The organism is Streptomyces sp. NPDC058470 (assembly GCF_042721055.1).
In the GTDB taxonomy this organism is placed as follows: Bacteria; Actinomycetota; Actinomycetes; order Streptomycetales; family Streptomycetaceae; genus Streptomyces.
In genome coordinates, this window is record NZ_JBHXMF010000002.1 from 267518 (window position 1) to 282514 (window position 14997).

11 protein-coding genes and 1 pseudogene are annotated in these 14997 nt (G+C 70.6%); 5 read left to right on the top strand and 7 right to left on the bottom strand.

Going from position 1 to position 14997, the window contains the following annotated elements:
- The first annotated feature begins 32 nt into the window (after window positions 1–32).
- Window positions 33–1925, top strand: coding sequence for an acyl-CoA dehydrogenase (locus ACFWP7_RS02595; RefSeq protein ID WP_384374776.1), 1893 nt, complete (start codon window positions 33–35; stop codon window positions 1923–1925).
- Between the two features lie 166 nt (window positions 1926–2091).
- On the opposite strand, the gene hemB is transcribed toward ACFWP7_RS02595, so the two are convergent.
- Entirely contained in the window at window positions 2092–3084 is a 993-nt protein-coding gene (hemB, locus tag ACFWP7_RS02600; RefSeq protein ID WP_384374779.1) for a porphobilinogen synthase, read from the bottom strand.
- Window positions 3085–3726: 642 nt separating this feature from the next.
- On the opposite strand from hemB, the gene ACFWP7_RS02605 reads away from it, so the two are divergent.
- Window positions 3727–5136, top strand: a complete 1410-nt coding sequence (locus ACFWP7_RS02605) for an FAD-binding oxidoreductase (RefSeq protein ID WP_384374782.1) — start codon at window positions 3727–3729, stop codon at window positions 5134–5136.
- Window positions 5137–5168: 32 nt separating this feature from the next.
- Here the strand turns inward: ACFWP7_RS02605 and ACFWP7_RS02610 are convergent, their stop codons facing one another.
- The 5 genes from ACFWP7_RS02610 to ACFWP7_RS02630 all read right to left on the bottom strand — a co-directional run bounded on the left by ACFWP7_RS02610 (window position 5169) and on the right by ACFWP7_RS02630 (window position 11095).
- Entirely contained in the window at window positions 5169–6911 is a 1743-nt protein-coding gene (locus tag ACFWP7_RS02610) for a uroporphyrinogen-III synthase (RefSeq protein ID WP_384374785.1), read from the bottom strand.
- Complete coding sequence (gene hemC, locus ACFWP7_RS02615) at window positions 6908–7867, bottom strand: hydroxymethylbilane synthase (RefSeq protein ID WP_384374788.1); 960 nt, start codon at window positions 7865–7867, stop codon at window positions 6908–6910. The genes ACFWP7_RS02610 and hemC overlap by 4 nt, the downstream gene beginning before the upstream one ends.
- On the bottom strand, window positions 7864–9699 hold the full coding sequence (locus tag ACFWP7_RS02620; protein WP_384374791.1) for a glutamyl-tRNA reductase: 1836 nt from the start codon (window positions 9697–9699) through the stop codon (window positions 7864–7866). Before ACFWP7_RS02620 ends, hemC begins: the two co-directional genes overlap by 4 nt.
- Window positions 9696–10454, bottom strand: a complete 759-nt coding sequence (locus ACFWP7_RS02625) for a redox-sensing transcriptional repressor Rex (protein WP_384374794.1) — start codon at window positions 10452–10454, stop codon at window positions 9696–9698. Before ACFWP7_RS02625 ends, ACFWP7_RS02620 begins: the two co-directional genes overlap by 4 nt.
- Window positions 10455–10777: 323 nt before the next feature.
- Complete coding sequence (locus ACFWP7_RS02630; protein ID WP_384374797.1) at window positions 10778–11095, bottom strand: glutaredoxin family protein; 318 nt, start codon at window positions 11093–11095, stop codon at window positions 10778–10780.
- 124 nt (window positions 11096–11219) lie between these two features.
- Here ACFWP7_RS02630 and ACFWP7_RS02635 point away from each other — a divergent pair, with 124 nt between their 5' ends.
- Window positions 11220–12164 carry an HAD family hydrolase gene (locus ACFWP7_RS02635; protein WP_384374800.1) on the top strand — a complete coding sequence of 315 codons (945 nt, stop codon included), beginning with the start codon at window positions 11220–11222 and terminating at the stop codon, window positions 12162–12164.
- Window positions 12165–12185: 21 nt separating this feature from the next.
- Here the strand turns inward: ACFWP7_RS02635 and ACFWP7_RS02640 are convergent.
- A pseudogene (locus ACFWP7_RS02640) lies at window positions 12186–12364 on the bottom strand (cobyrinic acid a,c-diamide synthase); the annotation flags it as partial.
- Window positions 12365–12686: 322 nt separating this feature from the next.
- On the opposite strand from ACFWP7_RS02640, the gene ACFWP7_RS02645 reads away from it, so the two are divergent.
- Complete coding sequence (locus ACFWP7_RS02645; protein WP_384374803.1) at window positions 12687–13457, top strand: ECF subfamily RNA polymerase sigma factor, BldN family; 771 nt, start codon at window positions 12687–12689, stop codon at window positions 13455–13457.
- A 264-nt stretch (window positions 13458–13721) separates the two neighbouring features.
- Window positions 13722–14954: a DUF5667 domain-containing protein gene (locus tag ACFWP7_RS02650; protein ID WP_384374806.1), complete on the top strand. Its 1233-nt coding sequence runs from the start codon at window positions 13722–13724 to the stop codon at window positions 14952–14954.
- Window positions 14955–14997 lie beyond the last annotated feature (43 nt).

Below are 14997 nucleotides of genomic sequence, written 5' to 3' on the forward strand. Positions count from 1 at the left end.
GCGCGCGTCCCTTGATCGTTGGACGGGCCGTGATGATCGACAGCAACACTGCCGCCGCCCCCGGCAGCACCACAGCGCCACTGACCGACATGCTCACCGAGGCCCTCTTCGAGGACGGCCCCGACGGTGCGAAAGTCCACGCACACTGGCGCGAGGCCGTCTCCGCCGAGCTGTTCCGCCACCGCCCCGCGGCCTACGTGGAGGAGAGGTGGCAGCTCGCGTACGACCGGCTGCGCGCGCTCAACGACGAACTCCCCCTTCCCGCCGAACAGTTGGCGGACGACCCGCGCAGGCTGGCGGCACTGCACGAGTGGGCGGCGGTGGTGGACGGCGCGACGGCGACGGTGGCAGGCATCCACTACAACCTGTTCCTCGGCAGCCTGCTGGACGACGACGTGTCGGCGCCGCGTGACCTGACGGAGTTCGCCTCGCTGGCCCGCACCGGCACCTTCCTGTGCACGGAGCGGGGGCACGGCAACGACGCGGCGGCGCTGGAGACAGTGGCCCGTTACGACCGTGAGCGCGACGAGTTCGTACTCCACACCCCGCACGAGGCCGCGGCGAAGTACATGCCCAACACCAGCCCGGCGGGCGGCCCCAAGACCGCGGTGGTCGCGGCCCGACTACTGATCGACAACCAAACCAAAGCTGCGGACAGGGACGAAGGAGTCCTCCAGGACCAGGGAGCCACTCGCCCCCAAGCAGCCCCCCAGGACCACGGCGTCTTCCTGTTCCTCACCCCGCTGACCGACCGCCGGGGCACTCTGCCGGGTGTCACCGTCGACATGCTGCCGGAACGCATCGGCAGCCCGGTGGACCACTGCGTCACCAGCTTCGACCACGTACGTCTGCCCCGCACCGCCCTGATCCAGGGTGCCCACGGACAGTTGCTGCCGGACGGCACCTTCACCAGCAGCGTGGGCAGCCCGCGCAAACGATTCCTCCACGCGATCAGCCGCGTCACGGTCGGGAAGCTCTGCATGAGCGCGAGCACGCTCGGAGGCTGCCGGGCGGCACTGACGACCGCCGTCCGCTACGCGCACCTGCGGCGGATCTCCGGCCCGGTCGCCGGGCATCGCGTCCCGCTGGCCGCACACCGCAGCCACCACGCCCGCCTGCTCGATCGCGTGGCGACCGCCTACGCCATGACCTTCCTGCACCGCACGGTCACGGACCGCTGGATCACCCACCCGCCCGAGGAACGCGCCGCCACAGAACGGCTGGTGGCCGTGGCCAAGGGCTGGATCACCTGGCAGGCCCGGGACATCACCATCGAGAGCCGCGAACGCTGCGGCGCCCGCGCGCTGTTCCCGGTCAACGGGCTGGCGGAGTACCCGGCGAACGTCGAGGGTGCGATCACCGCCGAGGGCGACAACCTCGCCATCTGGTGCAAGGCCGGCGCCGAGATGATCTTCGGCCACGAACTCGCCGCCGAGCCCGCCGCGGCCACCGGCCAGGAGAGCCTGACGGACCCCACCTTCCTCCGCCGAGCCATCACCGCCGCCGAACGCCAATCGCACCAGGCCGCCCGCCGCGACCTCCGCCGCGGCGACGGCGGCGACGCACTCGGCCGCTGGAACAACGCCTCCGCCGCCGCCCTGGACCTGGTGGAGACGTACGCGATCGGACAGGCCGCCGACGCCTTCCTCGGGGCCAACGCCCGGGTGACCGACCCGCCCACCCGCGCCCTACTTGACGACCTCTGCGCACTGTTCCTGCTGGGACACGTGAAGCGGCTCAGCGGGCCGCTCCTGATCGAGCGGGCACTCACCCCCGACCAGATCCGCTCAGTACCCCGGACCCTCCACGAACTGACCGCCCGGCTCGCCCCGCACCTGCCGGCCCTGGCCGAGGCCTTCGACGTTCCGGAGAAACACCTGGACTCCCTGCTGATGCTGACGGCGGTTCCGGCACCCCGTTCCTGAGACCCAGAAGCGTTCCTGAGACCCAGAAGCGTTCCTGAGGCCCAGAAGCGTTCCTGAGGCCCAGAAGCGTTTCTGGGGCCCAGAAATGGCGGCGAGCGCGGCGACGCCCGCCTCGCCGTCAACCGGTGAAGACCTGACCGCCTACCCGCCTACCCACCTGCCCGCCTCAGCGCAGCCGCTGCGCGACCTCGGTGGCCCAGTACGTCAGGATGTTCTGGGCGCCCGCCCGCTTGATCCCCGTCAGCGACTCCAGGATGGCCTTGTCCCGGTCGATCCAGCCCCTCTCGGCAGCGGCCTCGATCATCGAGTACTCGCCGGAGATCTGGTAGGCGGCCACGGGCAGGTCCACGGCGTCCGCGACCCGCGCGAGGACGTCCAGGTAGGGTCCCGCCGGCTTCACCATCACCATGTCGGCGCCCTCTTCGAGGTCGAGCGCGAGCTCCCGCAGGGCTTCCCGGGCGTTCGCCGGATCCTGCTGGTACGTCTTGCGGTCGCCCTTGAGCGAGGAGCCCACGGCCTCCCGGAAGGGGCCGTAGAAGGCGGAGGAGTACTTGACGGTGTAGGCGAGGATCGCGACGTCCTCCCGGCCGATCTGGTCGAGGGCGTCACGGACGACGCCGATCTGGCCGTCCATCATCCCGCTGGGGCCCACGACATGGGCCCCCGCGTCGGCCTGCACCTGCGCCATCTCGGCGTACCGCTCAAGGGTGGCGTCGTTGTCGACCCGGCCCTCGGCGTCGAGCACCCCGCAGTGACCGTGGTCGGTGGTCTCGTCCAGACACAGGTCGGACATCACGAGCAGTTCGTCACCGACCTCGGCGCGCACATCACGGAGCGCGACCTGGAGGATCCCGTCCGGATCGGTGCCCGGCGTACCGACCGCGTCCTTCTTCGACTCCTCGGGCACCCCGAAGAGCATGATCCCGGAGATCCCCGCGGCCACCGCGTCCGCGGCCGCCTTCTTCAGGCTGTCCCGGGTGTGCTGCACGACGCCCGGCATAGCCGCGATCGGCACAGGCTCGCCAATACCCTCCCGCACGAAGGCCGGAAGGATGAAGTCAGCGGGATGCAGCCGGGTCTCAGCGACCATGCGCCGCATGACCGGAGTGGTCCGCAGACGCCGCGGCCGCGTACCGGGAAAGGATCCGTACGTCGTCATACACCTACGCTACGCCCGCCCCCGCACCCCCTTTGCCGACGCGACGTCGGCGCCGACAGCCACCCACTCGCACCGCCCCCGGGAGCAGGGAGCACCACCGCGAGCCCCCAGAGCTGGTGACCAGCCAGGCCTTCCTTCGCCCCCTCCGCCCCTACCCGTCCCACCCCTACCCATCCCACCCCTGAGGGCTCCACCCCCAGACCCCAAACGCCCGATGGGCTGGAAGCGCATCCCTGGCCGGAGTGATGCGGAAAGCCGCCCACCGGCGGAAGGGGCCGGGGGCCGGTACATCACATGCCCGTCGCGTACGTTCGCGTCACCGGAGCCGTCTCCACTCAGCCGACGTCTGATCCGGCGGCGACGGGCGGATGTACCGGCCCCCGGCCCCGACCCGAGGTCCGCCCCGAGGTCCGCCCCGCCGGCCCCCCGCATGCGACCCACCCGGCACGGGTCCATGCTGGAAAAAGGGCCCGAGAACAGGGCCCCGAGCACCACCCCGCAACAACAACCCGCACTGAGGACCCCGACGGCCCGCTCTCCCGCCGCACGCCGATACAGACGCCGACGCCCGAACAGAACCGCCGCCGTCCCTCCCCCGCGCCGCCCGAACGCCCCACCCGGCCCGCGCTCAAGGAGGACGCGATGACCGCCCCAGCCCCCCACCACCCTCACGCCACCCCCGATCTCTTCGCCCTCTCCGACATCCGCGGCCCGGTGCTGCGCCCCGCCGACCCGGACTACGCCGAAGAAGTCATCGGCTTCAACCTGGCCGCCCGCCACACCCCCGACCTGGTCGTCGGCGCGACCGGTACCGACGACATCGTGGCCGCGCTGCGCTGGGCGGCCGCCACCGGCACCCCCGTCGCCGTACAGGCCACCGGCCACGGCGCGAACTTCCCCATCGAGAACGGCCTGTTGATCAACACCGCCCGTATGACGGACGTCCGCGTCGACGCGACCGAGCGCACCGCGACGGTCGCCGCCGGAACGAAGTGGCGCCACGTCCTGGAGGCAGCAGCACCGCACGGACTCGCCGCCCTGAACGGCTCGTCCACGGACGTCGGCGTCGTCGGCTACACGCTGGGCGGGGGCCTTCCGGTGCTCGGCCGGGCGTACGGCTACGCGGCCGACCACGTCCGCTCCTTCCAGGTCGTCACGCCCGACGGAACGCTCCACGAGACGGACGCCGACCACGAACCCGAGCTCTTCTGGGCCCTGCGCGGCGGCAAGGGCAACGTCGGCGTGGTGACGGAACTGGTCTGCGACCTGCTCCCGCTCTCCCGCGTCCTCGGTGGCGGAATCTACTGCCCCGGCGAACACGCGGAGGCTCTGCTGAACGCCTACACCGCCTGGACCCCCACCCTGCCCCCGCAGATGTGCACGGCGTTCTCGCTGCTGCGCCTGCCCCCGCTGCCGGAGATCCCCGAACCCCTGCGCGGCGGCTTCTGGGCCCGGGTCGCGGCGATCTGGACCGGCGACCCGGCGGAGGGCGAACGCCTGCTGGCCCCGATCCGCGCGGCGGCGCCGGTGGTGGTCGACACGGTGGCGGAGATGGACTACACGGCCGTGGACCAGGTCTACGCGGAGCCCAAGGAGCCGCTCCCCGCGAGGGAGTCGTGCGCCCTGCTGCGCGACCTGACCCCCGAGGCCGTACGGACCTTCCTGGACCAGGCGGGCCCGGCGGCCCCCGCCGACTACCCGCTTCTGCTCGTCGAGTTGCGGCACATGGGCGGCGAACTGGCCCGCACCGCCGCCGTCGAGGACGCGGTCTGCGCCCGCGACGCGGGGTACCTGCTGGAGACGATCGGTGTGCCGGCGGGACCGGAGGCCGCCGCGGCGGTCGAGACGGCCACGATCGCGCTGAACGCCGCGATGGCGCCGTACGGCACAGGCAGGACCATGGTCAACATCCACGGCACCCCGGGCGACGAGACCGACCGTGCCCGCGCCTGGACCCCCGAGGTCTACGCCCGCCTCCGCGCCGACAAGGCCACCTACGACCCGGCGAACCTGCTGCGCTTCGGCCACGCGGTGACGCCCACAGCCGCATGAGCGACTACGGGCGTCCCCAAGTACACAAACACCTACGTCGTACGTCGCCGCCGTGACCCCGGCCGCCGCTCGCTCGGCCGGGTGACGGGGTCCCCCGCCTCCGTGGCCGCCGCGCGACGCCGCAGCCCGAAGTCCGCAAGCGCCTCGGCCAGCTTGAGCGCGGACGGCTCCGGAGCCATCACATCGACCCGGAGGCCGTGCTCCTCGGCCGTCTTCGCGGTGGCGGGCCCGATACAGGCGATCACCGTCACGTTGTGCGGCTTGCCCGCGATACCGACCAGGTTCCGCACGGTGGAGGACGACGTGAAGAGCACCGCGTCGAAGCCGCCGCCCTTGATCGCCTCGCGCGTCTCGACCGGCGGCGGTGACGCCCGCACAGTCCGGTAGGCCGTGACGTCGTCGACCTCCCAGCCCAGCTCGATCAGGCCGGCCACCAGCGTCTCGGTGGCGATGTCGGCCCGCGGCAGGAACACCCGGTCGATCGGGTCGAACACCGGGTCGTACGGCGGCCAGTCCTCCAGCAACCCGGCGGCGGACTGCTCACCGCTCGGCACCAGATCCGGCTTCACACCGAAGGAGACCAGCGCCTTGGCCGTCTGCTCGCCCACCGCCGCCACCTTGATGCCGGCGAAGGCGCGCGCGTCGAGCCCGTACTCCTCGAACTTCTCCCGAACCGCCTTCACCGCGTTCACCGAGGTGAAGGCGATCCACTCGTAGCGGCCGGTGACCAGGCCCTTGACCGCCCGCTCCATCTGCTGGGGCGTCCGCGGCGGCTCGACGGCGATCGTCGGCACCTCGTGCGGCACGGCCCCGTACGACCGCAGCTGGTCGGAGAGCGACACCGCCTGCTCCTTCGTGCGCGGCACGAGGACCTTCCAGCCGAACAGCGGCTTGGACTCGAACCACGACAACTGGTCGCGCTGGGCGGTGGCGGAACGCTCACCGACCACGGCTATCACCGGACGGTGGCCCTCCGGAGAGGGCAGCACCTTCGCCTGCTTCAGCGTCAGCGCGATGGTGCCGAGGGTGGCGGCCCAGGTCCGCTGACGGGTCGTCGTACCGGCGATCGTGACGGTCATCGGCGTATCGGGCTTGCGGCCCGCGGCCACCAGTTCGCCCGCCGCCGCACCGATCGAGTCGAGCGTCGAGGAGACGACGACCGTCCCGTCGGACGCCCCGACCTCGGTCCAGCACCGGTCGGAAGCCGTCCGCGCGTCGACGAACCGCACATCCGCACCCTGTGCGTCCCGCAGCGGCACACCCGCGTAAGCGGGCACACCGACGGCGGCCGCGATACCGGGCACGACCTCGAACGGAATACCCGCGGCGACGCAGGCGAGCATTTCCTCCGCGGCGTACGTATCTAGTCCGGGGTCTCCGGACACCGCACGCACGACCCGCTTGCCGCCCCGTGCGGCCGTCATGACAAGATTGGCAGCGTCCCTCAACAGGGGGTCACCAACGGTTGTTGACGAACCGTCAACAACCGTTAGCTGAGGCGTGCCTGTACCCGAGTACGCACTCACGGAAGAAGGCGTGGCCACGGGCGACGCATGGGTACCTGTACCAGTTTCGGTATCCGTATTCAGTACGGCGACGCCCGGTCTGGCGTGTGCGCGGACGACGTCGAGCACCTCGTGCTCGGCGACAAGAACATCCGCGTTCGCCAGCGCCTCGACGGCGCGCAGTGTCAGTAGTCCCGGATCCCCGGGCCCGGCACCAAGGAAGGTGACGTGCCCGTGTTCCGGACCGGCGGGAAGGTTGGTGGGGCTCACTGTGCTCGCTCCCCCATCAGACCGGCCGCGCCCTTGGCAAGCATCTCGGCAGCGAGTTCACGGCCGAGCGCCATTGCTTGGTCGTACGTCTCGGGCACGGGACCGGTGGTGGACAACTGCACCAGCGTCGAGCCGTCGGTCGTGCCGACGACGCCACGCAGGCGCATTTCCTTGACAATCTGCCCGTCGGCCAACAGGTCGGCGAACGCACCCACAGGTGCGCTGCAGCCGGCCTCCAGGGCGGCGAGCAGGGACCGCTCGGCGGTCACGGCGGCCCGGCTGAGCGGGTCGTCGAGTTCGCCGAGCGCTGCGACGAGGTCCGCGTTGTCCGCGGCACACTCGATCGCCAGGGCCCCCTGGCCGGGGGCGGGCAAAACCGTGTCGACGGACAGGAAGTCCGTCACTTCCTCGATCCGGCCGAGGCGACTGAGTCCGGCGGCGGCGAGCACGACAGCGTCCAGCTCACCCTTGCGCACATATCCGATCCGGGTGTCGACGTTCCCCCGGATCGCGACCGTCTCGATCGTCATCCCGTGACTACGCGCGTACGCGTTCAACTGGGCCATCCGGCGCGACGAACCGGTGCCGATCCGCGCCCCGTCCCCCAGCTGCGCGAAGGTGAGCCCGTCGCGGGCGACAAGCACGTCACGCGGGTCCTCACGCAGCGGTACGGCGGCCAGCGCCAGGTCGTCGGGCTGTCCGGTCGGCAGATCCTTGAGGGAGTGCACGGCGAAGTCGACGTCTTTGGCGAGCAGCGCGTCGCGCAGCGCGGTCACGAACACCCCCGTGCCGCCGATCTGCGCGAGGTTCTCGCGGGAGGTGTCGCCGTACGTCGTGATCTCCACGAGCTCGACCGGCCGTCCGGTCACCTGACTCACGGCGTCCGCCACCTGCCCGGACTGAGCCAGGGCGAGTTTGCTCCGCCTGGTCCCCAGCCTCAAAGCCTGCTTATTCATGCTCGCCCTCGGTTCTCGGCGTTCTCTGTGTTCTCTACGTGCTGGGCGTTTTCGCTGCTGTCGCTCTCCTCGGCCCGCGAGACGGAGGCGACCGTCTCGGGGTCCAGGTCGAACAGGGTCCGCAACGCGTCCGCGTACCCGGCACCGCCGGGCTCCGCGGCCAGCTGCTTGACCCGTACGGTCGGCGCGTGCAGCAGCTTGTCCACCACGCGCCGTACGGTCTGGGTGATCTCCCCGCGCTGCTTCTCGTCGAGGCCGGGCAGCCGACCGTCCAGTCGCGCGATCTCGCCTGCGACGACATCGGCGGCCATGGTCCGCAGCGCCACGACGGTGGGAGTGATGTGCGCGGCCCGCAGGGCGGCACCGAAGGCGGCCACCTCGTCGGAGACGATCCGTTTCACCTGGTCCACGTCGGCGGCCATCGGAGCGTCGACGGACGCGTCGGCGAGGGACTCGATGTCGACGAGCCGCACCCCGAGCAGCCGGTGCACGGCCGCGTCGATGTCACGGGGCATCGCGAGGTCGAGGAGCGCGAGTACGGGAGCGGGCCGGGGGATCTCGGCGACGGGCTCGGGCCTGCGGCGCTCCGGCACCCGGCCGACAGTGGCGGATGCCGCGGCCAGCGCGGCGATGGCGTCGGCGTCACCTTCCGGGTCGAACACGGCGGCGAACCCGGCGGCGCTGTCCTGCGCGGCACCGGAGCCGGTGACCACCGTGCGCTGCGCCCGGCCCGCCACGTCGCCCTTGTCCACCCAGGCCGCATGCTGTTCCAGCTCCGCCGCGCCCATCCCGGCGACGGCAGCCTCGCCCAGCACGGAGAATCCGGCGGTGGTCTGCACGGCGGACAGGTCGAGCGGGCAGCCTTCGTCGGTGCCGACACTCGTGGGCGGAAGGGCATCCCGCACGGCGCCCGAGGCGGTCGTACGAACGGAGTCGCCCGGCACCGAACGGCGCGAGCCGGGATCCGCACCGGGGACCACGGGCTCCGTCGTACGCCCCTCGATCGCGGCGGCGACGGACTCGGCCGACAGGACGAGCCCCGTCGCCCCCGTACAGGAAACGGCGATATCGGCGCGTGTCAGCTCGAACGGCACCGAGTTCATCGGTACCGCGCGGGCCCGTACGTCCGTTTCGTCGTTCTCGATCAAGATCTGGGCGAGGCGCTCGGCGCGGTCCGGCGTGCGGTTGGCGACGACGACCTCGGCGACCCCGGCACGCGCCAGCGTCGCGGCGGCCAGCGAGGACATGGAACCGGCACCGAGGACCAGCGCCCGCTTGCCCCTGAGCCAGGCGTCGACCGGGACGCCCGACGCCAGTTGCTCCAGGCCGAAGGTGACCAGGGACTGGCCCGCGCGGTCGATGCCGGTCTCGGAGTGGGCGCGCTTGCCGACCCGCAGGGCCTGCTGGAACAGGTCGTTCAGCAGCCGGCCCGCGGTGTGCAGTTCCTGCCCGGTGGCGAGGGCGTCCTTGATCTGGCCGAGGATCTGGCCCTCGCCCACGACCATCGAGTCGAGGCCGCAGGCCACCGAGAACAGATGGTGGACGGCCCGGTCCTCGTAGTGCACGTACAAGTAAGGAGTGAGTTCGTCCAGGCCGACCCCGCTGTGCTGGGCAAGGAGCGTGGACAGCTCGGCGACGCCCGCGTGGAACTTGTCCACGTCGGCGTACAGCTCGATCCGGTTGCAGGTCGCGAGCACCGCGGCCTCGGTGGCCGGCTCGGCGGCGATGGTGTCCTGCAACAGCTTGATCTGCGCGTCCGCGGACAGCGTGGCCCGCTCCAGGACACTGACCGGAGCACTGCGGTGGCTCAGCCCCACGACGAGGAGACTCATGCCGGCATCACGGCGGGGACATCCCCGTCAGGCCCTTTGCCGGAGCTCTCCGGGGCGGCCGGGCGCAGGGCGGCGGCCTGCGCCTCGGCCTCCTCGCCGGCCTTGCGCTGCTCGTGGAAGGCGAGGATCTGCAGCTCGATGGAGAGATCGACCTTGCGTACGTCGACACCGTCCGGGACGGCCAGGACGGTCGGCGCGAAGTTGAGGATGGAGGTGACCCCGGCCGCGACGAGCCGGTCGCAGACCGCCTGGGCGACGCCCGGCGGGGTGGTGATGACCCCGATGGAGACGCCGTTCTCATCGATGATCTTCTCCAGGCCGTCGCTGTGCTGCACGGCGATCCCGGCGACCTGCTTGCCCGACATCTCGGGATCGGCGTCGATCAGCGCGGCGACCCGGAACCCACGGGAGGCGAATCCACCGTAGTTGGCCAGCGCGGCGCCGAGGTTACCGATACCGACGATCACGACCGGCCAGTCCTGGGTCAGGCCCAGCTCACGGGAGATCTGGTACACGAGATACTCGACGTCGTAGCCCACACCACGCGTCCCGTAGGAGCCGAGGTAGGAGAAGTCCTTGCGCAGCTTCGCGGAGTTGACCCCCGCGGCGGCGGCGAGCTCCTCGGAGGAGACCGTGGGTACCGAGCGCTCCGACAGCGCGGTGAGGGCTCGGAGGTACAGCGGAAGCCTGGCGACGGTGGCCTCGGGAATCCCTCGGCTGCGGGTCGCCGGTCGGTGAGTTCGGCCAGTTGCCACGGTGCTCCTGCGGGTAGCGCGGGGCTGCAGGCGGTCACACGTACCTAGACCGCCCCGTCCAATGCAGGCTATGTCTTTGTGAACGCGTGCACAAAGATGGTGTCCGATTTGCCCGGCCAACGTGACCGGGGTCACGCACGCCCGACGCACAGGTATGAAACCCGCGCGCAGGCACTTTCGATCCTCGCCTGAAGGGGGCAAAACCGCACACTCTCCTCAACGCATCCCGCCCCCGAGACCAATCGCCGTCGATCCTAGGCGACTTTCCGGACCAGTTGGACTACCCAGTCAGGCCACGATGCGGTCACGCCTGCCCTCCTCCACTATGTGAGGGCTTTGCGAAGGCGCTCCTCGTTCACCCGCCAGAACGTGTGCTGCGCGCCGTCGACCAGCACAACCGGGATCTGCTCCCAGTACACGCGGTACAACTCCTCGTCCGTACTGATGTCCTTCTGCTCCCAGACCACCCCGAGCTCACCGCAGACCCTCGCGACCACTTCCTGTGCGTCATCACACAGATGACACCCGGGCTTCCGGATCAGAGTGACCACCCGCCCTTGCCCAGCAGTGCCGGTCGCCACCGTCTCCGCCTCCCGCACCGTCTCCGTACGACGCCCACCGCGCCGGAACATGAAACTCATACGGCCATTCTCCCGCGCCGACACACCGCCGGGACCGTTTCTTTAACGGCTCGGTCGCGGAGAGTTCACAGCCTCGAATCCTGGCGACTCCGGAACCACCGAACAAACTGGCTATGCTCACGACATGGCCGCTCTCGGATGGCTCACTCCCCGTAGGCGCTCCGCCACCGCGCGGAGCGTGTTGGCAGGCGAGGCCTCGGCTGAGGCAGCGCGCAAAACCTCCCAGGAGCTGGAGGAGTTCGCGCACGAAGCCGCGCCGGTCCTCCCCGCCGACGAACCGGCGTTCCCGGTGCTCGGCGACGACAAGGCAGCCGCGTTCTTCGACCTCGACAACACCGTGATGCAGGGCGCCGCGCTCTTCCACTTCGGCCGCGGGCTGCACAAGCGGAAGTTCTTCGAGACGCGCGACCTGGCCCGGTTCGCCTGGAAGCAGGCGTGGTTCCGGCTGGCCGGCGTCGAGGACCCGGAGCACATGCAGGAGGCCCGCGACTCGGCGCTGTCGATCGTCAAGGGCCACCGCGTCGCCGAGCTGATGTCCATCGGCGAGGAGATCTACGACGAGTACATGGCCGAGCGGATCTGGCCGGGTACGCGCGCGCTGGCCGAGGCACACCTCGACGCCGGCCAGAAGGTGTGGCTGGTCACGGCCGCCCCCGTCGAGATCGCCACGGTGATCGCCCGCCGTCTCGGCCTGACCGGCGCGCTGGGCACGGTCGCCGAGTCGGTGGACGGCATCTACACGGGCAAGCTGGTCGGCGAACCGCTGCACGGCCCCGCGAAGGCGGAGGCGGTACGCGCCCTGGCCGCCGCGGAGGGCCTGGACCTCTCCCGCTGCGCCGCCTACAGCGACTCCCACAACGACATCCCCATGCTCTCCCTGGTCGGCCACCCCTACGCCATCAACCCCGACACCAAGCTCCGCAAGCACGCCCGCAAACTGGAATGGCGCCTCCGCGACTACCGAACTGCCCGCAAGGCCGCCAAGGTAGGCATCCCCGCCGCAGCAGGCGTAGGCGCAGTAGCAGGCGGCACAGCAGCAGCAATCGCCCTACACCGCCGTCGCCGCTAATCGCCCCCTCGCAGGACCAGGGGCGCTACCCGAACCCCCGCCCACCCGCGAGGGCGGCGTTTTCAGCCCGTCCGGCGCTTGAGGACGAGGCCGTCCAAGCCGAAAGCCGGGGTCTGGGGCGGCAGCCCCCAGGAACAAGGGACGGGCAGGGGCGGAGGGGGCGAAACACCCCACGCCCCAGCGCACCCACTTCCGGATGCTCATGACACACCCAAAATCCGGCAATCCCACACTCCTACCCCCACAACGCCCCCGCCAGTCCCGTTAACGGCAGTCGACCACAACACGCCCCCCACTCAAACGGAACACGGACCAAAACGATCAACAAACGGTCACTGTCCGGCACTTGAATCGGCGTCAACAAGCAACAGAAGCGACGCAACCGGTGATTTGTGCAACTCGGTGTAGCGCCGCCTGTACGAAGCGTTATTCTCCTCAGACGCAAACCGCCACCCTTCTTTCGCTACGACGGGTGAAAGGTTCCGCACTGAACGTGATGGAAGCTCTGCCTCTGGGAGTCCCGTGTACTCACACGTCGGGGTTGACGCCTCGGGCCTGGCTACGCTGCGCGCAACGGTCCTGGACCGCTTGCGCGGCTTCGTCCCCACCGCGTACGCCGTCCCCGCCTTCGCCGGCCCCGCGCCCGTCGGCCCTTGTTACGCCCTGGCCGACGGAAGCGCGGCGGTCGGCAGACGGGGCCGCTCGAGCTCGGCCACCACCGCACGCCGCCCGGCCGCAGACAGTGACAGCGCCCGGATGATGGAACTCGTAGAGCGCGCCCAAGCGGGCGAGGCCGATGCGTTCGGCCGTCTCTACGACCAGTACAGCGACACCGTGTACCGCTACATCTACTACCGCGTCGGCGGAAAGGCGACAGCGGAAGACCTCACCAGCGAGACGTTCCTGCGCGCCCTGCGCCGCATCGGAACCTTCACCTGGCAGGGCCGCGACTTCGGCGCCTGGCTGGTGACCATCGCCCGCAACCTGGTCGCCGACCACTTCAAGTCCAGCCGGTTCCGGCTGGAAGTGACCACCGGCGAGATGCTCGACGCGAACGAGGTCGAGCGCAGCCCCGAGGACGCCGTCCTGGAGTCGTTGTCGAACACGGCACTGCTCGAAGCCGTACGACGACTCAATCCCCAGCAGCAGGAGTGCGTCACCCTGCGCTTCCTTCAGGGGCTCTCGGTCGCCGAGACAGCCCGTGTGATGGGCAAGAACGAGGGCGCGATCAAGACCCTCCAGTACCGGGCGGTGCGCACCCTGGCCCGGCTCCTTCCGGACGACGCCCGCTGAGCCCCGTACACCCGTACAAACGCCATAGTGGTCCCACACGCTCAGCGACGCTCAACTCACCTTCCGTAAAAGTCTGTTGACTTAGCGGTCCGATCATCCGTCGTCCGTAACCCAAGTGCCGCGACGCTCGTTGTGCGGGATACAGGCTCCCTGTGGTCACTCCCCGGCCACCACCGATCACTCGATCGTGTGGATGTGGTCAGGGAGTGCAACCCTCAGGACCCCCTGGGGAGTCGACCGTCATGATGAGAGGAGGTGCCGCCAGTGATCGCGAACGTATCGGCACACCGGCGGGCGAACGCCTTCGCCCTGGCCCTGGAGGACCAGTCCGACCAGGGCACGGCGGCCGAGCAGCCGGATGGATCGGCACCGTCCCCGGCTGCTGCGGATCAGACCGATCAGGGCCTGCTGTTGGCCCTGACCACCGGTCTCGGCGAGCTGCCCAAACCGGAGCTCGACCCCGAGGTCAAAGTCGTGCAGCGAGCCCAGCTCGTCGCCGCGATGGAGGCCATGCTGCTGGAGGGCACCGCCGCGGGAGGCCAGGGCTCGGGCCCTTCGGTGCCCGAGCAACGGTCCCACCGGAGCCGGGGCGCGCACCGGGCGACCGGGCTCGGGAAGTTGCGGCCGCGTTCCCGGCTGTCGAAGGGGCTCGCCGCGGGCGGGCTCACCGTAGGTGTGGCCGCGGGAGCCTTCGGCGGCGTGGCCGCTGCCAGCTCCGACGCCCTCCCCGGTGACTCGCTCTACGGGCTGAAGCGCGGCATGGAGGACGTCAGGCTGGGCCTGGCCCACGGAGAGAGTGACCGGGGCGAGCTCTACCTCGACCAGGCCTCGACCCGGCTCAGCGAGGCCCGTCGGCTGATGGAGCGCGGCCGCTCCGGGCAACTCGACCACGAGTCGCTGGGCGAGATCCGCCGCGCCCTGTCGGGCATGCAGCACGACGCGGCCGAAGGCCACCGACTGCTGCATGAAGCGTATGAGCGGGACGGCTCACTCGGCCCCATCCAGGCCTTGTCCGCCTTCTCGCAGTCCCACCGCGAGGCCTGGGGCGCGCTGCGCGACCGGCTGCCCGTGCAGCTCGGCGATGTCAGTGACCGGGTCTCGTCGGTGTTCGACGCCATAGACGATGAGGTCGAACCGCTGCGCTCGCTGCTTCCACAGCCGCCCGCACCGGAGGGCACGGGCCGCCACCGCGGCGCCGGCTCCGACTCCACCGCCTCATCCGGTACGGACCGGCCGGCACCCAGCGCCACCAGCGGAAGCGGCTCGTCCAGCAGCAGTCAGAGCAGCGGCAAACCCAAGCCGTCCACCTCGGGCAGCCAGGACGACGGCCTCCTCGGCGGCAACACGGGCGGCCTCCTGGACCCGCCCAAGGACACCACCGGCACCGCCTCCCCGTCCACGGGCATCCCGCCCGTCGGCGAACCGGACGTCACCCTGCCCCCGCTCCTCCCCGGCCTGCTCCCGGGCCTGGGCATCGACAGCGAGGACGCCGACTAGAAGATCGTGTGCTTGTACGACGTCGGGGGCGCCCTTCTCAGGG

Excerpts from the sequence above, each read along its gene's own strand:
- ACFWP7_RS02595 (WP_384374776.1), top strand. The coding sequence starts at position 33 with ATGATCGACAGCAACACTGCCGCCGCCCCCGGCAGCACCACAGCGCCA.
- hemB (WP_384374779.1), bottom strand. The coding sequence starts at position 3,084 with ATGACGACGTACGGATCCTTTCCCGGTACGCGGCCGCGGCGTCTGCGG.
- ACFWP7_RS02605 (WP_384374782.1), top strand. The coding sequence starts at position 3,727 with ATGACCGCCCCAGCCCCCCACCACCCTCACGCCACCCCCGATCTCTTC.
- hemC (WP_384374788.1), bottom strand. The coding sequence starts at position 7,867 with ATGAATAAGCAGGCTTTGAGGCTGGGGACCAGGCGGAGCAAACTCGCC.
- ACFWP7_RS02620 (WP_384374791.1), bottom strand. The coding sequence starts at position 9,699 with ATGAGTCTCCTCGTCGTGGGGCTGAGCCACCGCAGTGCTCCGGTCAGT.
- ACFWP7_RS02630 (WP_384374797.1), bottom strand. The coding sequence starts at position 11,095 with ATGAGTTTCATGTTCCGGCGCGGTGGGCGTCGTACGGAGACGGTGCGG.
- ACFWP7_RS02635 (WP_384374800.1), top strand. The coding sequence starts at position 11,220 with ATGGCCGCTCTCGGATGGCTCACTCCCCGTAGGCGCTCCGCCACCGCG.